General features: G+C 33.0%; 18 protein-coding genes. All 18 read left to right on the forward strand.

The features are described 5' to 3' along the window. Positions 1-124: 124 nt before the first annotated feature. The gene (locus CLORY_RS19910; protein WP_079427822.1) at positions 125-391 is read left to right on the forward strand and encodes a hypothetical protein; all 267 of its coding nucleotides are present in this window, start codon (positions 125-127) and stop codon (positions 389-391) included. Positions 392-554: 163 nt separating this feature from the next. Beyond that, positions 555-1415: a metallophosphoesterase family protein gene (locus CLORY_RS19915; protein ID WP_079427824.1), complete on the forward strand. Its 861-nt coding sequence runs from the start codon at positions 555-557 to the stop codon at positions 1413-1415. A 14-nt stretch (positions 1416-1429) separates the two neighbouring features. Next, positions 1430-2611, forward strand: coding sequence for a GNAT family N-acetyltransferase (locus CLORY_RS23860; protein WP_242954465.1), 1182 nt, complete (start codon positions 1430-1432; stop codon positions 2609-2611). 145 nt (positions 2612-2756) lie between these two features. Continuing rightward, positions 2757-3032 (forward strand): flavodoxin family protein, encoded by a 276-nt coding sequence (locus CLORY_RS19930; RefSeq protein WP_079427826.1) that lies wholly within the window; start codon positions 2757-2759, stop codon positions 3030-3032. Between the two features lie 448 nt (positions 3033-3480). Then, positions 3481-3912, forward strand: a complete 432-nt coding sequence (locus tag CLORY_RS19935) for an Lrp/AsnC family transcriptional regulator (RefSeq protein ID WP_079427828.1) — start codon at positions 3481-3483, stop codon at positions 3910-3912. Positions 3913-4184: 272 nt separating this feature from the next. Then, positions 4185-5033 carry a D-amino acid aminotransferase gene (locus tag CLORY_RS19940; RefSeq protein WP_079427830.1) on the forward strand — a complete coding sequence of 283 codons (849 nt, stop codon included), beginning with the start codon at positions 4185-4187 and terminating at the stop codon, positions 5031-5033. 11 nt (positions 5034-5044) lie between these two features. Further along, positions 5045-6157 (forward strand): DUF4392 domain-containing protein, encoded by a 1113-nt coding sequence (locus CLORY_RS19945; protein WP_079427832.1) that lies wholly within the window; start codon positions 5045-5047, stop codon positions 6155-6157. Between the two features lie 12 nt (positions 6158-6169). Next, complete coding sequence (locus CLORY_RS19950; protein WP_079427834.1) at positions 6170-6955, forward strand: putative hydro-lyase; 786 nt, start codon at positions 6170-6172, stop codon at positions 6953-6955. An 11-nt stretch (positions 6956-6966) separates the two neighbouring features. Further along, on the forward strand, positions 6967-7722 hold the full coding sequence (locus CLORY_RS19955; protein WP_079427836.1) for a LamB/YcsF family protein: 756 nt from the start codon (positions 6967-6969) through the stop codon (positions 7720-7722). Between the two features lie 28 nt (positions 7723-7750). After that, positions 7751-8458 (forward strand): 5-oxoprolinase subunit PxpB, encoded by a 708-nt coding sequence (gene pxpB, locus CLORY_RS19960; RefSeq protein ID WP_207652241.1) that lies wholly within the window; start codon positions 7751-7753, stop codon positions 8456-8458. Continuing rightward, entirely contained in the window at positions 8455-9456 is a 1002-nt protein-coding gene (locus tag CLORY_RS19965; RefSeq protein WP_079427841.1) for a 5-oxoprolinase subunit C family protein, read from the forward strand. Before pxpB ends, CLORY_RS19965 begins: the two co-directional genes overlap by 4 nt. A 256-nt stretch (positions 9457-9712) precedes the next feature. Next, positions 9713-11119, forward strand: coding sequence for a L,D-transpeptidase family protein (locus tag CLORY_RS19970; RefSeq protein ID WP_079427843.1), 1407 nt, complete (start codon positions 9713-9715; stop codon positions 11117-11119). 445 nt (positions 11120-11564) lie between these two features. Then, positions 11565-12935: a L,D-transpeptidase family protein gene (locus CLORY_RS19975; RefSeq protein WP_079427845.1), complete on the forward strand. Its 1371-nt coding sequence runs from the start codon at positions 11565-11567 to the stop codon at positions 12933-12935. Positions 12936-13157: 222 nt separating this feature from the next. Further along, the gene (locus CLORY_RS19980) at positions 13158-14189 is read left to right on the forward strand and encodes a DUF362 domain-containing protein (protein ID WP_079427847.1); all 1032 of its coding nucleotides are present in this window, start codon (positions 13158-13160) and stop codon (positions 14187-14189) included. Positions 14190-14223: 34 nt separating this feature from the next. After that, positions 14224-14673, forward strand: a complete 450-nt coding sequence (locus CLORY_RS19985; protein ID WP_207652242.1) for a GNAT family N-acetyltransferase — start codon at positions 14224-14226, stop codon at positions 14671-14673. A gap of 45 nt (positions 14674-14718) precedes the next feature. Then, positions 14719-14850 (forward strand): ATP-binding cassette domain-containing protein, encoded by a 132-nt coding sequence (locus tag CLORY_RS19990; RefSeq protein ID WP_079427851.1) that lies wholly within the window; start codon positions 14719-14721, stop codon positions 14848-14850. 125 nt (positions 14851-14975) lie between these two features. Continuing rightward, positions 14976-15140, forward strand: a complete 165-nt coding sequence (locus CLORY_RS23425) for a hypothetical protein (protein WP_169911694.1) — start codon at positions 14976-14978, stop codon at positions 15138-15140. 543 nt (positions 15141-15683) lie between these two features. Beyond that, positions 15684-18158 (forward strand): sodium-translocating pyrophosphatase, encoded by a 2475-nt coding sequence (locus CLORY_RS19995; RefSeq protein ID WP_242954466.1) that lies wholly within the window; start codon positions 15684-15686, stop codon positions 18156-18158. Positions 18159-18404: the final 246 nt, after the last annotated feature.

Here is an 18404-nt window from a genome sequence, read left to right on the forward strand (position 1 = left end):
AAGTTTGTCCAAACATTACTTTACTAAGGATACTGACTTTTTTAAATGCTAAAATTTTGGACCCGCTACTAAAGTTTTCTATTTATCTTGTCAATATGATTTCATTTCCATTCTCTGAACACCAGTGGAAGTAGAAAGAGTTTTAAAATATGGTGGTAAGGTTTTAGTTAAATTAAATCCCTATATAACAACAGAACAAATAGCAGAATGGAATGTAAAAGTTATAAAGGATAACTTACTTGATGATGGATTAATTTTGTTGAACAATACAACAGATGAATGGATAAAGTTTTTTGAAAGAAAATTTGAAATAAAACAATATGAAGAAATTTACTATCCGGAATATGAACAGTATAACAGAATGTTTTGTTTAATTAAAAGAGCGATTTAGGATGACAAAGTATATTCTATAACATCTAATATTAAATTATATATTAAGTATTAAAGTTCTTGCGTTCTGGTATTTAAAATATCAGTGGTTATTAGAAACTTTAAATACCAGAATGTATATAGAAAATTTGCTTTATATATAGCAGTTTGAAATGGAGAAAAATATGGATATAGCAGTTTTAGCAGATATTCATGGTAATTACATAGCATTAGAACGTTGCCTTGAATATGCATTTTCGCGTAACATTAGTACATTTTTATTTTTGGGTGATTATATTGGTGAATTAGCATATCCGGAAAGAACAATGAAGATATTATATGATATCAATGAAAGATATAAATGTTATTTTATCAAGGGAAATAAGGAAGATTATTGGCTTAAATATCGTGCTTGCGGTGAAAAAGGCTGGAAAGACAGAAATTCAGCTAGTGGTTCATTACTATATGCATACAAATGTCTTACTTCCAGAGATTTGGACTTTTTTACACAGTTAGAAGCAGTACAGAAGATAAAGATCAGCGAGATGGCAGCAATAACCATTTGTCATGGTTCACCCAATAAGATAAATGAAAAAATGCTGCCAGATGATGATAGGACTTTTGAAGTTATGAACAGTGTAAAAACATCAACTATCTTATGTGGACATACTCATATACAAAGGAAGATTGTACATAACGAGAAATGTGTTCTGAATCCTGGTTCTGTTGGTGTGTCTCTTTTTAGTGAGGGAAAAACTCAATTTTTGATATTGCATGGAAATGGTGAAGTATGGTCAGAGGAATTTATCAGTCTTGAGTATGATGTTGATAGAGTAATCAGAGATATGCATGCAGTTAAGCTTGATGAACATGCGCCATACTGGTGTCTGTTAACTGAAAATATACTGCGTGGAGGTAATGTGTCTCATGGCAAAATTCTATCACGAGCCATGGAGATATGCAGAGAAGAAAATGGCACTTGCGTTTGGCCTAATATACCTGAAAAGTGTTGGGCGCAGGCTGTAAATGAATTAATAGGATTATAGAAGGGATAAAAGCTATGGAATATGAAATTGTACATTTACCAAAAGAGAAATGGAAGGGAACTGTAATTCCAATAGGCTACGAAACAGATAAATATTATGATGTTCATGTAAATAAGACAGATAAAGGATTTACTATTGAGATAGAAAAGAAAGACTTTACAGAGCCAGTAACACACACACCAGAAGAATATGATTTCCCGGATAAGTTATACGAAGATCATTGGGAGAATGCTTATGCTTGGGGAGTGTTAGTTAATGATGAATTAGTTGCTGCAATTGAAACTGATCAGGAATTATGGTCTAATCGTCTGAGAATTACAGAACTTTGGGTAGCAGGAAAATATCAAAAGCAAGGAATAGGTCATGCGTTAATTGAAATGGCAAAGGAACAAGCGAGAAGAGAACGTCGTCGGGCTATTATACTAGAAACGCAATCTTGTAATGTTAATGCAGTAGATTTTTATCAGCATGAAGGCTTTACCTTGATTGGCATGGATACTTGCTGCTATAAGAATAATGATTTGCAAAGAAAAGAAGTAAGGTTAGAATTTGGATGGTTTCCAGAAGAAAAAAGAAGATTAACTGATGAAGAAATTGAAATTAGAATGGAAACAAAGGATGATTGGTATAATGTAGAGTTAATGACACAGCATGCCTTTTGGAATAAACATCATCTTGGATGTGATGAACATTACCTTGTGCATAAATTACGTCAAGATAAAGACTACCTTCCAGAACTAAGCAGAATAGCAGTAAAGGATGGAGAGGTAATAGGATGTATAATGTATTCAAAGGCACGAGTTGTTGATGGTTCAGTTACACATGAAATTGTAACCTTTGGACCTCTTTGCGTAGAACCTAAATGGCAGGGATGCGGAGTTGGTGAAATGTTATTAAGGGAAACCATGAACTTAGCTGCAAATAAAGGATATAAAGGTATTGTAATTTTTGGAGAACCAGATTATTATCCTCGAATAGGATTTAAAACATGTGACAATTTTAATATTACAACTGCTGATGGCAAAAACTATGATGCATTTATGGGAATTGAATTAGCAAAAGATAGTATGAAAGACATAAAAGGAAAATTCTACGAAACCGAAACTTTTGAAAATCTTCCTAAAGAAAAAGTGGAGGAGTATAATAAAAACTTCCCTAAACTAAAAAAATTAAGATTTCCTGGGCAATGGGATTGAGGTAACATATGGATATCTATTTAGGCATGGAAAATATTTATCTAAGATTATGATGCAATTGTATTGATGTGTACAATATTAGGACAGATTGAAATGCTATGTGATACATAGGTAGATTTCAATTTTAAAATTAAGGAGAGAGTAGATGAGGGAAAGATGGATTGCAGTAGTTGGTAGCCCACGAAAGCGAAAAAATACAGAACTATTAGTAGATTATATAATTCAAGGTCTAAAAGAAAGGAATATCGAGGTTGACAAATTTTTATTAAGTAGCACCAATATTTCAACTTGCTCTGGATGTGAGTATTGTATGGTAACCAGAAAATGCAAAATTAATGATGATATATCCGGAATAATTGATCGTATGAAAGAATTAGAGGTTATACAGAACTTTGAGTTAATCAAAAAACGATATGAATAATAAATTAATTCACATCCTTCTTAAACTGGTATATAATGGAAATAAGGTCCAATATACGGAGGGACGAAGAATGAAAGAGGTTATTATGAATAATAATCTTTGAAAATTTGATATTGTGGTAAATGGATCATAACGTAGAAAAAAATATGCCACTTTGGAAAAGTACCTATGTAATAGGTTTGCTAATTCAAAATGACATTTTTTCTTCATACGTAAAAATTAATATGCAGCATTGATACCAGTGACAATAGTCCTTATAGCTTGTTTCTATTCTATTTATTCAAATTTAAACATATAAATTAGTTAATGTCATTTTAGTGAGAAACATGTAGTAAAATTAGAGCTATTTTTATGCTATAATTATCATATTAATTGTAAGTTAATTAGTACTAATCAATAGTGAAGTTATACTAATGCCAAAATAACATATTATTTGGGGTGGTTAATCGTGGACTATATGGATTACAAAATACTGGAATGTTTAAAAGTCAATGCAAGAAGCAAAGCATCGGCTATTAGTAAGGAAATTCATATGTCAGTTTCAGCAGTACTTGAGCGTATTCGAAAAATGGAAACTAGTGGTATTATTAAGAACTATACAATAGTGTTAGATGAAACTAAGCTTGGAAATGATACAGGTGCGTTGATGGAGGTCAGTTTAGACCACCCCAAATACTATGAATCATTTACAAAAGCGATAAAGGAAAATAAAAATATAGTGTTCTGTTATTATCTTACAGGTGATTTTGATTTTTTGCTTAAAATACTTTGCAGTTCATCAGAGGATTTAGAGAGAATTCATAGAGAGATTAAAAGTCTGGAGGGTGTGTCCCGTACCAAAACCAGTTATATCTTGAAAAATGTTAAAATGGAATTTTAAAAGCGTAAAAAATGATAAATTGATAAAAAATAGAATATCAGTCTAGCAGACAATAAATTTTCCATAAAGTATAGTGATAAACCGTAAAAAATTTGCTTAAATTATAAATATAAATAAATTATGCACTAATTTCAGTAATTATTGAAAAAAAATAAGCTCTAATATAGTATTTATGTATAATTAAAACTTTTAAAACTCATGCATTTTTATACATACAATCAAAGAATTGTATGATTAAAAGATGAGTTTTTTATTTTACGGGAGGCAATCTTATGGAGAATTTAGGATATTACAACGGAGAGTATGATTTAATTGAAAACATGAAGATACCGATGAATGATCGTGTATGCTATTTCGGTGATGGAGTTTATGACGCAACGTATAGCAGGAACCATATCATTTTTGCATTAGAGGAGCATATCGATCGTTTTTATAACAGTGCCGGCTTACTAAGAATAAAAATTCCATATACAAAGGAAGAACTAAAATCATTGCTTAATGAGATGGTTCAGAAGGTTGATTCAGGAGAACAATTTGTGTACTGGCAGGTTACGAGAGGAACAGGCATGCGAAATCATGCATTTCCATCACCAGATGTAAAGGCAAATATTTGGATTGTATTAAAACCACTGAATGTAAAAGATATGTCGCAAAAGTTAAAGCTTATTACACTAGAAGATACTAGATTCTTACATTGCAATATTAAGACTCTAAATTTACTGCCAAGTGTAATAGCTGCTCAGAAGACTGAAGAAGCAGGATGTCAGGAAGCGGTTTTTCATAGAGGTGACAGAGTAACTGAATGTGCACATAGCAATGTGTCAATTATACAAGACGGCATATTAAAGACAGCACCAGCAGATAATCTGATTTTGCCAGGAATAGCTAGAGCACACCTTATAAAAATGTGTAAAAAATTAGAAATTCCGGTAAATGAAACTGCATTTACCCTAAAGGAACTAATGGAGGCAGATGAAGTAATAGTTACAAGTTCAGGACAATTTTGCATGTCTGCTTGTGAAATAGATGGAAAACCTGTAGGTGGAAAAGCACCAGAACTCATAAAAAAAATACAGGATGCACTCCTCAATGAATTTTTACAGGAAACTGAGAAAATTTAGGGGGGAAGCTTATGAATCAGGAAGAATTAACTATATTAAATATAGGTGAAAATCTAGATAATCTTATGAATTTAGATCCCAGAGGATATGGAGTGTGCAGAATATTATACAGTGCAGCAAGGGAATACACTAAAGAACCATTAACTATAAATAGTGCAAAAAAGCTTATCAGCACATTAAAGGAAGGTGATTTTGTATATATAATGACGGGTTTTGTTCTGCTTCCATTTAAGAAAGCAGAAATGGATGGAATTGTGAGCTCTTTGCTTCTAGCAAGAGCTTTAGTTAAAGGATTTAATGTTAAACCTATCATAGTATGCCCGAGGGATAATATTAAGGCAGTAGAGAATTTATCTTATGTAATAGGCCTTCATTTCTATGATAATATTGAGGAGTTAAAAGAGTATCCATTATCACTAGCGGGAATATCATTTACAAAGAATGCTGATGAAGCTGAAAAGCAGGCGGATGAACTTATTAATAAAGCTACTCCATCTGCAGTAATAAGCATTGAATGCCCTGGAGCCAATTCTTTGGGAGTGTATCACAATGCAGTTGGAAAAGATGTAAGTGCGCTCGAAGCAAAGCAGGATATCCTATTTACCAAATTAAAGAAAAAAGGTATTCTAAATATAGCTATAGGGGATTTAGGCAACGAACTTGGCATGGGAACTATTAAGGAACATCTGGAGAAATATGTACCATATGCAGCTGAAGGAGGTTGCAGCTGCGGATGTGGCGGAGGAATAGCTGCTAGTGTAAAGGCTGACAATATTATTACTGCAACTGTTTCAGACTGGGGCTGCTATGGGCTTATTGCGGCATTGTCTTACTTAATGAAGAACTTAGAAATAATGCACACGAAAGAGATGGAAGAAGATGCCTTAATAACAGCTTCTAGAAGCGGTATGATAGATATGTACGGGGATTTGATTCCGGCTATAGATGGCTGCGGAATGATTATGAACAGTTCTATAGTTAATTTAATGAGGGAATCCATAAAATCGGCTATGAAATTAGAAAAAACTTGTGCTACCTGGTTTGAGAAAGTACTTGAATTAGGATTTTATGAAAGTCAAGCAAACAATGATTTCAAAAATGAGCCCTTAGAAAACATTATTTAAAGGGGTGGAGATATGGATTATTCGATAATGAAGCCTTACGACGTTCGTAAATTAATAAGAGAGGGAAAAATTACCACACCGACAGCAGGAATGAGTGCAGGCTATGCACAAGCTAATTTGGTAATTTTACCAAAAGATTTAGCATTTGATTTTCTATTATTTGCTCAAAGGAATCCAAAATCCTGTCCCATATTAGAAGTTAGTGATGTTGGAGATAAGAGCCTTAAATATTTAGGGGAAGATATAAACATTACTAAAGACATTCCTAAATATAGGGTATATGAAAATGGAATTCTAACTGGAGAATATACTGATGTAGAAAATCTTTGGAAAGACGATTATGTTAGCTTTTTAATCGGCTGCAGTTTTTCTTTCGAATCGGAACTTATTGAAGCTGGGGTTCCAGTGCGGCACATTGAAGAAAAATGTAACGTACCTATGTATATTACTAATATTGAATGCACGCCTGCCGGGATATTCAGCGGGAAAATGGTGGTAAGTATGAGACCAATACCCTACGATAATATAGTAAAATCTGTACTGGTTACAGGGGCTATGCCTAAAGTACATGGAGCACCTGTTCATATTGGTGATCCAGCTGTTATCGGGATTAAGAATATTAACAGACCCGATTTTGGTGATCCGGTTACTATAAAAGATAACGAAGTGCCTGTGTTTTGGCCCTGTGGTGTAACTCCACAATCAGTGGTTATGAATGTTAAACCTAAAATTGTTATAACTCATGCCCCAGGTCACATGCTTATTACAGATATCAAAAATATAGATTTGAAATATTAGTGAGGTTTTTTATGTATAGAGTTGATTTAAACTGTGATTTAGGTGAAAGTTTTGGAAAATATAAAATTGGTTCAGATGAAGAGGTTATTCGATATATTTCATCTGCTAATATAGCTTGTGGTTTTCATGCTTCTGACCCGGTTGTAATGAACAATACGGTTAGTCTTGCAAAACAATATAATGTTTCTGTTGGAGCACATCCTGGATTTGCCGATTTAGTTGGTTTTGGAAGAAGAAAAATAGAAATTTCAAATAAAGAAGCTAAAGCCATCATTCAGTATCAAATTGGAGCCTTAAAAGCCTTTTGCAGGGCTCACCGAATAAAAATGAGGCATGTAAAGCCTCACGGAGCACTGTATAATATGGCGGCCAAAGATTTGAAACTTGCTCTAGCTATTTGTGAAGGTATATATGAAGTTGATCCAAATCTAATTCTGCTTGCTTTGAGTGGTAGTAAAATGATTGATGCAGCAAATAGCATAGGACTAAAAGCAGCCAGTGAAGTGTTTGCAGACAGAGCTTATAATGATGATGGTTCTTTAGTAGCAAGAAATATAGCTGGATCAGTTATTACAGATGAAGAAACGGCAATTAGAAGAGTGATAAGAATGGTTAAAGAAAGTAAAGTTGAAACTATTAATGGAGTAGATATTGCAATTAGCGCTGATTCAATATGTGTTCATGGAGATGGAGTTAAAGCATTAGAATTTGTAAAGAAAATAACTCGTGCTTTTAAAGAAGAAGAAATACAAATTGCTTCATTATAAATAGAAAAGTGTATTGTCGAGGATGTATATGGAAGAAAATAAGACTAATATTATGCAAATAAGTGAAACAATAGCATTAGTTGAATTTGGAAAAAAGATAGACAAAGCTATAAACAGAAAGGTAAGGATATTTTGTGCATATCTGGATGAAAATCCGTTCAAGGGTTTAGTAGAATATGTACCATATTTTTCTGGTGTTTCGATAAATTATGATCCAATGATGATAAATAGTGATAAGCCCTTTAGAGCAGTAAAGTTTATATTAGAGGAAATACTTTCTAAATTAGAGTTTTCATCTGATTATGAAGAACATGTAGTGGAAATTCCAGTTTGCTATGGCGGCGAATTAGGACCAGACATAGAATTTGTTGCGGAAGTGAATAAACTTAGCGTAGATGAAGTAATTAAAATTCATTCTAAAGGAGATTATTTAGTCTATATGATTGGATTTGCGCCGGGGTTCCCTTATCTTGGAGGATTATCGGAAAAAATATTTACGCCTAGGCGAAAGACACCAAGGACAGCTATACCTCAAGGTTCTGTTGGTATTGCAGGTTCTCAGACAGGAATCTATCCTATTGAAACACCTGGTGGATGGCAGATAATTGGAAGAACACCGCTAAGATTATTTGATTTATACCGGGAGGATAAAACTCTTTTAAAATGTGGAGATATAGCTAGATTTAATCCTATTTCATATGATGAATATCTGAAGCTAAAGGAGAAGATTGGATGAGTATAACAGTATTAAAGCCAGGTCTTCTAACTACTATTCAGGATTTAGGCAGGTATGGGTATCAAAAATACGGAATCATTGTGAGTGGAGCTATGGATACGTATGCTGCAAGATTATCAAATATTATAGTAGGAAATGATGAAAATGAAGGAGTTCTTGAAATTACAATGATAGGACCATCATTAAATATATCAAAAGGGAGTTTGATCTCTATAACTGGAGCGGATCTTTCACCAACTATTAATAATAAGAAAGTTCCTATCGGCAGACCTATTTATTTAAATGAAGATTGTGTACTTAGTTTTGGAAGATGCATAAGAGGATATAGATGTTATTTGTCAGCAGCCGGAGGCTTTGATGTTCCGGTAGTTATGGAAAGCAAAAGCACATATCTTAGGGCGAAAATAGGTGGGAAAGATGGTCGTGCTTTGCAAAAAGGCGACCGAATAAACATTGGAAATAAGAGTGATCTTTCTCGTGCGATGCTTAATAAGCTGAAGATGAATATTAAAAAGGAAAGCTTTGTTAGTACAAAGTGGTATATCAAAAACTTTGTTACTGATAATGCAGATACTACAGTTATAAGAGTATTTGAAGATAGACAGTTTTGCAACGTCACAGAAGATAGTTTATATCAATTTTTCAATAATCCATTTAAGATAGATACTAGATCCGATAGAATGGGTTACAGATTAAATGGACCTAAAATTGAATTTAAAGAAAAGCTTGAAATGATCTCTGGGGAGGTATCCTTTGGAACTATTCAGATTCCACCAGATGGTAATCCTATAATTCTTTTAGCAGATAGAGCTACTGCTGGAGGTTATCCTAAAATTGCGCATGTAGCTTCTTGCGATATTCAAAAGCTGGTTCAGCTTAAACCTCATAATAAGCTTAGATTTGAGAAGATAGACCTTAACAAGGCGGAAAAATTATACCTAAAAAGAGAAAAGTATATAGCGGAATTAAAGAAAGCCATTAAGATAATATGTATTTAGTACAGCTTCAGAAGAAATCGTATCATGAAATATCGATGCGATTTTTTTCTTGCAATGAAAAGAAATTGACAAGTTATTATGAAATTATTTATAACATAGAACGTATGAAATAATAGTAGCAGCTTTAATCCCTTGTTTTATGGATGTTTAAAATAATTGTTTTATATATGACTTTTATTACATAGAATGGAATAGAAACTTTTTAGAATGGGGTTGATATTTTCATTATATGTAAAACAAGCATTTTAAATTTGCTATGGTACAAGGGGATGATGTCACGGATAGGAAAAAGAAAAAATATAATAAAATCATTATCAGCAGCATACTCTTTTTCTGTGTTTTACTTGGTATATACTTGGGAACATCGATATATTTCTCGAATCATTTCTATTTTAATTCTTCCATAGATTCGATTGATGTATCCTGTAAGACTGTAACTGAAGCTCAAAAGCAGATACAGTTGCAGTGCAAGTCTTATACCATAAAATTAAATGAAAGAGGAGGAAAAACGGAACAGATAAAAGGTTATGATATTGGCTTAAGGCACCTTTCAAATAAAGAAATCTATAATCTAAAGCGTAAGCAGAAGCCTTATAAATGGTTTATTGCACTTATAAGTTCTAAAATATGCAAAATGACTGAAAAAATTTCCTATAACAAACGATTGCTAAAAAAACAAATAAACAGGTTATCGTGCCTTCGTAGTGGTCATATCATCGAACCTAAAAATCCTACATTCAAATATATCAATGGGGAATATAAAGTAATTAATGGCACAGAAGGCAATAAGGTAAATAAAAACCTTTTATATGATAATGTAGCAAAGGCAATTATAAGCGGAAAAAATATTTTGAATTTAGAAGCTACTAACTGTTATGTGCAACCACAATATGACTCGCATTCTCAGAAAATTAAGGATACAAAGAGGACTCTGGATAAATATGTTTCTTCAAAGATAACGTACATTCTAGGAAAGGACAGGAAGATTATTAATGGTGTAATAATAAATAAGTGGATTAAAATAGATGAAGATTTAAACGTGACATTTGATGAGACGAAAGCTAGGAGTTATTTAAATTCAATATTTAGTGCTTATAATACAGTTGGTACAACAAGAAATTTTGTTACAACGTCTGGGAGAACAGTTAAAGTTAGTGGTGGTGACTATGGCTGGTCTATTAATAGTCAAAGAGAGGCTGAAACTGCAATTGCAAATATAAAAAAGGGAGAAACATTAACAAAACAACCGCAATATGCTCAAAAAGCGTTATCTAAAGGCAGTAATGATATTGGAAATACTTATGTTGAGATAAATATACCGGAACAGCATCTGTGGTTTTACAAAAATGGATCTCTTATTGCACAAGGAGATGTAGTTACTGGAAATGTATCAGAGAATCATTCGACACCAGCAGGTGTGTACAGTGTAAAGTACAAGCAAAGAAATGCAATATTAAAAGGTCAAGGGTACAGTTCTCCAGTCTCATTTTGGATGCCATTTAATGGGGGAATAGGTATGCATGATGCAAATTGGAGAAGAGTATTTGGAGGCAGCATATATAAGATAAAAGGTTCTCATGGCTGCGTAAACTGTCCTTATAATTTAGCAAAAAAAATATTTTATAATATTGATGCAGGGACTCCTGTTATATGTTACTATTAAATTAATAGTTGTTAGTAAGCAGTGGCAGAAGCTGGTTTGCAGGACATTTGCAACAAGTTTCTGCCGCTGCTTTGGAAGCTAAAGCAGTGTGTTTTATATAATAAAAATGTACATACGCCATAATATAATAAAATAAGACAGAATTAGCCTAAGCTAGCATTTACTATTAATTGTGACAAATTTCGTTCTGATAGTGTTAGCATATTGTTGACAAGCTATACTATAAACCAATAATGTATATATGTAGATAAGAATAAGACTCTTGACTTTTCATTTACAAAGTGAAAATATTGGATACTCAGTAAATTTTACATTATGAAGGTTGACTGTCAAGTTAATTATCTATAGAACTATATAATTTTATTTAAGGAATTATAAATAATTTATAAAAAACAAAGGTTAGAATCTTGTTTTAATTTAAGGAGAGGGTATTACGGGACTAAAAATGAGCAAACAAAACAAAATCTTCATAGGCGTAACAGCTTCTGTTTTTACTTTACTTCTCATATATCTGGGGGTAGCAGTACACTTCAAGGGCCATTTTTATTCTGGTTCTAAAATTAATGGTGTTAATGTATCAGGTAAAACCGTGGAGCAGGCTAAAGAAATAGTGTCAAATCAACTTAAGTCGTATAAGTTGACTATAAAAGAACGGGGAGGAAAAGAAGAACAGATTTCTGCATCTGATATTGGTTTGAAAGATATTTCGTATGAGAAAATTAAGGAATTAAAGGATAACCAGAAGTCACTTAAATGGATTTCAGCTATTTTTAATAAACAAAATTCTGAAATGAAAGAGGGAGTTTCATACAGCAAGAATTTACTAAAAAAGAGGTTAAATAAACTCTCTTGCGTTAGTGGAAATAATATAACTGATCCTAAAAGTGCTAGCTTTAAGTATACAGGTCAGGGGTATGAAGTTGTAAAGGAAGTTTTAGGAAATAGAATTAATAAAAGCGTTCTTTTTAATAAGGTTGCAGGTGCTATTAATGACGGAAAGACAACGATGGATTTAGATTCAGAAGATTGCTACGTAAAACCAAAGTATACTTCTAAATCAAAAAAGACTATAGAAACAAAAAAGACTTTGAATAAATATGTTTCTTCTAAGGTTACGTATACTTTTGGTAATAGCAGTGAGACATTAGATGGGTCTAAAATAAATAATTGGCTTAAAGTGGACAACAATCTAAATGTTACATTAGATAAACAGCAGGTTACAAACTATTTATTAAATTTAGCTTATAAATATAATACTATTGGTACTACAAGAAAATTTGTTACTGCATCTGGTAAAAAGATAAATGTTAAACCTGGTGACTATGGTTGGGCGATTAGTACATATCAAGAGACTCCTAAATTGCTTTCAATCATAAAGAGTGGAAAGACAGTTACAAAGGAGCCAGCTTACTGGCAGAAAGCTAAAGTAAGAGGAAAAAATGATATAGGTGATACTTACGTAGAAGTAAGCATCAAGAAACAGCATTTATGGTATTTTAAAAACGGTAAATTGTTTATTGATTATGATGTTGTTACAGGTAATGTACTTAAAGGCTATGCAACACCAAAAGGTGTTTACTACATTAAATATAAAGATAAAGATGCCATTTTAAAAGGACAGGACTATTCTTCACCTGTAGGCTATTGGCTGCCTTTTAATAGAGGTGTCGGAATTCATGATGCTACTTGGAGAACTGATTTTGGAGGACAGATCTATAAAACAAATGGTTCCCATGGATGCGTGAATTCACCTCTTAAGAAGGTAAAGAAATTGTTTAATAACATAGAAGCTGGTTGTCCGGTTATAGTTCACTAACAAATACATATAATTATATATAAATGATTAGCAAAAATGTCTGTCTATAAATATATTTTTATTTATAGACAGGCTTTTTTAATCTTAAGGAATTTGTGTTACAAGTGCTTAATGAACGGATCAGTCTCAGTAGGGACGCAACTTTTCTTTTTTCATTGCTTGACAATAGTAATTATTTACAATATGATTATGCGTAAAGATTACCTAAATAGGAGGAATTTTATGGCTAAAGTATATTATAAAGCAATAGATTCATATTCTAAAACAGAAGAAATAAGCAGTGCTGCAGTTGAGCTGTTAGATAAAATTGTTACAGAAGAGAAAGTACCTTTAGAAAGTTTTATACCGCTTAAGGTTCACTTTGGGGAAAAGGGTAATAAAACTTTTATACAATCAAAAAATTTTATTGGAATAATTAATTATTTGAAGCAAAAGAATATTGAAAGCGCATTTATTGAGACAAATGTATTATATAGGGGAGAAAGAACCACAAAAGAAAAACATTTGAAACTTGCTAAAGAGCATGGCTTTACTGAACTGCCTATAATAATTGCAGATGGAGAACATGGAGAAGGCTTTGAGGAAGTAGAAATAAATAAAAAGAACTTTAATAAATGTAAGGTGGGTAAAGAAATTGCTAATAAAAAGCAAATAATCGTACTAAGCCATTTTAAGGGACATGCACTTGCAGGATTCGGTGGGGCAATAAAACAGTTGGGAATGGGGTGCGCTGCTAGAGGCGGAAAGTTAGCGCAGCATGCAAATTCAATACCGAAGGTTAGTGTTTTGAAATGTAAAGCCTGTGGAGCTTGTGCTAAAAAATGTCCTGAAACAGCTATAACAATAACAAAAAAAGCTAAGATAAATAAAGATAAATGTATTGGGTGTGCTTCTTGTATGGCTATATGTCCACATGGTGCTATAACTAACAGCTGGCTTGCGTCAATATCTAAGTCCTTTAATGAAAGGCTAGCAGAGTATGCCTATGCAGCTGCTAAAGAGAAGAATAACATATATATAACCTTTGTCTTTAATATAACAAGAAATTGTGATTGTGAAGGACATGATATGAAGACTATAGCTAATGATCTTGGAGTTTTTGCTTCAACGGATCCGGTTGCTTTGGATAAGGCGTGTCTTGATGTACTTGATAGGAACAATCAAAGAACGGTCTTTAGAAGAGGAAGGTATACTCTTGATTATGCAGAAAAAATAGGACTTGGAAGTAAACAGTATGAACTAGTTGAAATATAAATTAAGTGTTTATGGTATGAAGGGAGAATTTTATATGGGGATTTTGCTTAAAGAAGTTGATGCACAAAACTGGTATGATTGTGTTGAGTTAAAAGTTGCTAAACATCAGCGTGAGTTTGTGGCTACAAATGCCTTTTCATTAGCTCAGTCAAAATATGAATCTGGTTGTTTTCCCATGTGCATTTACAATGATGAAACTATGGTAGGTTTTGTTATGTTCGTTATAGATAATGAAAACGAAAGCGGGCAAGAAGAATTCTGGATATGCAGATTTATGATTGACGAGAATTTTCAAGGAAAAGGATATGGAAAAGCTTCAATGGCTAAAATTATAGAATATATAAAGAGTAATTTTAACCACAAGAAAGTTTATTTAAGTGAGGTATCTGAAAATCGTAGAGCAAAAAATTTGTATAGAAGTTTTGGTTTCGAATTTACAGGTGAGATAAGAGAAGAAGAAGAGGTTATGGTGTTGATGTTGTAAGATGCAGTGTACTATAAATAAAAGAGTGTATAGCTATGCAGCATAATGCATGCCTATTATAAAAATTCTGCTAATCACGTTCTATCAAATATAAATTTGAATATAAATAAAAAAGAAAAGATTGCAATTGTAGGAGCAAACGGTGCTGCTAAATCTACATTAATAGTTAATGAATAGAAAATTAGCTGTAGGGAAATAATTTAACTTGAGTATTTAATTTAAGGTTTCTGGATGAATTTATAATATTTACATATGTATATTTCAATCTAGAAACTTAATACATAGTAAGGGAGGTATTTTGCGTGAATAAGAGTGCGGGAATGATAAAGGGTGAGCACGAAAGAGCTATGGAAAAAGCAAAAGAAATGCTTCGCAAAGGCAATGGTATGGGAGCAATAGTGGAGGAAACCAAGCTTAATGAGCATGATGTAACCAAGGCTAGAAAAAAGATGGAAGACAAAGCGTAATAATATAATAAAATGTGCTTGGTGATTGCTACTAACCAAGCACATTGCTTTTTTCAAAAACTTTTTGGTCATAGGAACTCTTTCCCTCAGGAATCTCTGCTCCTAATTGTTTTAGTTATGTTAAAGCAATTTTATATATCTATATCAATTAACCGCATTTAGTTATTTGTGGTAGGGAATCATAATTTATCAATTGTATTAACAAATTGACTTTTGTATGTTATAATATACGATGACGGGATATTTCAAATTTATGTAATTTATGAAATTTGAAAGTTTTAACATTAGCCAGCTGTAAACGAGTAATATCAAGCTTTTACGAGCTGTATTTACTAAAAAACAATCTTAGCGACAATGTTAGACAAGCCTGCATTTATTCGGAATCGAGGTGATATAAGCTACTTGCGAAAACGTTTACCGATTTACAAAAAAATAAGGTCTTGAATGACTGAATTACCATGGTTTAAGTATTTGCTGCATAATTAAGATTACTATTTAAGATGAAGAAACGCGTAAATATGTAAATTTAAGGAGGCAATGTATATGGAAAAGAGCAATTCTAAAAAATTAGGAAAGGTGCCTTTTATCTTTTCATTAACAATTTTATTAGTTCTACTTTGCTCACCGGTTGCTGTTTTTGCAGATGAATCAAATCTTAAGGTCCCTGAATTATCTACAGGTCAGAACGGTTTGCTTAAGCTTGGTTTAATTGTATGTATATTAGGAATAGGTTTTGGATTTTATCAATTTACAAAAATAAGAAAAATAAGAGCACATAAATCTATGCTAGATGTATCAAATACGATTTTTGAAACATGTAAAACATATCTTATTCAACAGGGTAAATTTATCGGAATACTATTGATATTAATCGCTATTATTATAGCATTTTACTTCGGATATCTTCAGGGTACTTCTATTGGAGGAGTATTGCTTATATTAGCTTGGACTGTTGTAGGTATCTTAGGTTCATACGGAGTTGCCTGGTATGGAATTCGTATGAACACATTAGCAAACAGCAGAATGGCATTTTCTTCACTGGAGAAAAAGCCATTAAAACTCTTGAACATACCTTTAGATGCAGGAATGAGCATAGGAGTTTTGCTGATATGTGTCGAACTATTTATGATGCTTATAATCTTGCTTTTCGTTCCTCGAAATTTAGCAGGAGCAAGTTTTATAGGTTTTGCAGTTGGTGAATCCTTAGGCGCAAGTGCTCTTCGTATTGCAGGTGGAATTTTCACAAAGATTGCAGATATAGGTTCAGATCTTATGAAAATAGTATTTAAAATAAAAGAAGACGATCCACGTAACCCTGGTGTTATTGCCGACTGTACTGGTGATAATGCAGGTGACAGTGTAGGACCTACAGCTGATGGTTTTGAAACCTATGGAGTAACCGGTGTTGCTATTGTTTCATTTATAGTTCTCGGAGTTGGAATGGCTTTCCCTGAGTCTACCAGAATAGCTGTACAGACAGATTTACTTACATGGATATTTACTATGCGTATTTTAATGGTAATAACCTCGGTAGTTGCTTTCTATATAAACAAAGCTGTAAGTTCAGCTGTATTTGGCAAAACGGATGACTTTGATTTTGAGAAACCTTTAACGAATCTAGTTTGGATAACTTCAATACTATCGATGATCATGATATTTATTGTTAGCTATCTTATCATAGGACCAGGTTCAGCTGTTGCTGATAAAGCATCTAACCTTTGGTTAGTTCTTTCAGTAATCATAAGCTGCGGTACATTAGGTGGTGCTTTAATTCCAGAATTCACAAAGGCATTTACTAGTGGTAAGTCAAAACATGTACAAGAAGTTGTAGGTGCTTCAAAACAAGGTGGAGCTTCATTAAATATACTTGCTGGATTTGTTGCAGGTAACTTTAGTTCCTTCTGGATGGGTCTTGTGTTCGTTGTATTGATGTTTATTGCATATTTTGCAAGTACCTTTGGACTTAGCGATATAATGGTGTATCCATCAGTTTTTGCATTTGGATTAGTTGCTTTTGGTTTACTCGGTATGGGGCCTGTTACTATTGCAGTTGACAGCTATGGACCAGTTACTGATAATGCTCAATCTGTGTATGAACTATCATTAATTGAGGAAATAAAGGATGTAGATAAAGAGATAGAGAAAGATTTTGGTTTCAAGCCAGATTTTGAGAAGGCTAAATACTATCTTGAAGCAAATGATGGTGCAGGAAATACCTTTAAAGCTACAGCAAAACCTGTACTGATTGGAACTGCTGTTGTTGGTGCCACTACAATGATATTCTCACTGATACTCGTTATAGAAGAAACGCTCAAGGTTAAACCTGAACAGATCCTTAATCTTTTAAATCCGTTCACAATCTTAGGATTTATGTGCGGCGGTGCAATAATCTACTGGTTTACCGGTGCTGCTACACAGGCTGTTTCTACTGGCGCATATAGGGCTGTAGAATATATCAAGAAAAATATACAACTTGATGAAAAGGCTGACCTTAAGGCGTCTACAGAAAAATCCAAGGAAGTTGTTAAAATATGTACTCAATATGCCCAGAAGGGTATGCTAAACATATTTATAACAGTATTCTGTTTTGCATTAGCCTTTGCATTCTTCTCAGCTCCTAGAGGTAAGGAAAATGGACCAGCTGCTTTCTTCATTGCATATCTTATATCTATAGCAGTATTTGGATTATTCCAAGCTGTATTTATGGCAAATGCCGGCGGATGTTGGGATAATGCAAAAAAAGTAGTTGAGGTTGACCTGCAGCAAAAAGGTTCTCCGTTACATGATGCCTGTGTTGTTGGTGATACAGTTGGAGATCCATTTAAGGATACATCCTCAGTAGCATTAAATCCTATTATTAAGTTTACTACACTATTTGGAACGCTGGCCATGGAAATAGCAATATCTGAAAAATTTAGAGATGTTGCTCCATATATAGGCTGTGTATTCCTAATAATAGCTTTGATATTTGTATGGCGTTCATTCTATAGAATGAGAATTGATACTCAGAAAAACTAAGAACAAAATAGCTTTTTAATAATTAAGAGAGATATCATAGCTGCAGCATGATGTCTCTCTTTCTTACTCTTTAGGAAATTATGTATTTTGCCAATTGTGGATAACTCTAAATTAATATCAAGATACACCACTAAATAGGAGAAAAGGTGATTGCTAAATAAAAAAACGGTACAGCGTGTTTACGAAGAAGTTAAAAAGAGACAGTAATATATTTTGAAGTTAGTGAATTAAGATAGAAAGGTAATA

This window comes from Clostridium oryzae, assembly GCF_002029235.1.
GTDB classification, from domain to species: Bacteria; Bacillota; Clostridia; order Clostridiales; family Clostridiaceae; genus Clostridium_AE; species Clostridium_AE oryzae.

What these genes read in the sequence shown, in the direction of transcription:
- CLORY_RS19915 (WP_079427824.1), top strand. Translation starts at nt 555, where the DNA reads ATGGATATAGCAGTTTTAGCAGATATTCATGGTAATTACATAGCATTA.
- CLORY_RS23860 (WP_242954465.1), top strand. Translation starts at nt 1,430, where the DNA reads ATGGAATATGAAATTGTACATTTACCAAAAGAGAAATGGAAGGGAACT.
- CLORY_RS19930 (WP_079427826.1), top strand. Translation starts at nt 2,757, where the DNA reads ATGAGGGAAAGATGGATTGCAGTAGTTGGTAGCCCACGAAAGCGAAAA.
- CLORY_RS19940 (WP_079427830.1), top strand. Translation starts at nt 4,185, where the DNA reads ATGGAGAATTTAGGATATTACAACGGAGAGTATGATTTAATTGAAAAC.
- CLORY_RS19945 (WP_079427832.1), top strand. Translation starts at nt 5,045, where the DNA reads ATGAATCAGGAAGAATTAACTATATTAAATATAGGTGAAAATCTAGAT.
- CLORY_RS19950 (WP_079427834.1), top strand. Translation starts at nt 6,170, where the DNA reads ATGGATTATTCGATAATGAAGCCTTACGACGTTCGTAAATTAATAAGA.
- CLORY_RS19955 (WP_079427836.1), top strand. Translation starts at nt 6,967, where the DNA reads ATGTATAGAGTTGATTTAAACTGTGATTTAGGTGAAAGTTTTGGAAAA.
- pxpB (WP_207652241.1), top strand. Translation starts at nt 7,751, where the DNA reads ATGGAAGAAAATAAGACTAATATTATGCAAATAAGTGAAACAATAGCA.
- CLORY_RS19965 (WP_079427841.1), top strand. Translation starts at nt 8,455, where the DNA reads ATGAGTATAACAGTATTAAAGCCAGGTCTTCTAACTACTATTCAGGAT.
- CLORY_RS19970 (WP_079427843.1), top strand. Translation starts at nt 9,713, where the DNA reads ATGGTACAAGGGGATGATGTCACGGATAGGAAAAAGAAAAAATATAAT.
- CLORY_RS19975 (WP_079427845.1), top strand. Translation starts at nt 11,565, where the DNA reads ATGAGCAAACAAAACAAAATCTTCATAGGCGTAACAGCTTCTGTTTTT.
- CLORY_RS19980 (WP_079427847.1), top strand. Translation starts at nt 13,158, where the DNA reads ATGGCTAAAGTATATTATAAAGCAATAGATTCATATTCTAAAACAGAA.
- CLORY_RS19985 (WP_207652242.1), top strand. Translation starts at nt 14,224, where the DNA reads ATGGGGATTTTGCTTAAAGAAGTTGATGCACAAAACTGGTATGATTGT.
- CLORY_RS19990 (WP_079427851.1), top strand. Translation starts at nt 14,719, where the DNA reads ATGCATGCCTATTATAAAAATTCTGCTAATCACGTTCTATCAAATATA.
- CLORY_RS19995 (WP_242954466.1), top strand. Translation starts at nt 15,684, where the DNA reads ATGGAAAAGAGCAATTCTAAAAAATTAGGAAAGGTGCCTTTTATCTTT.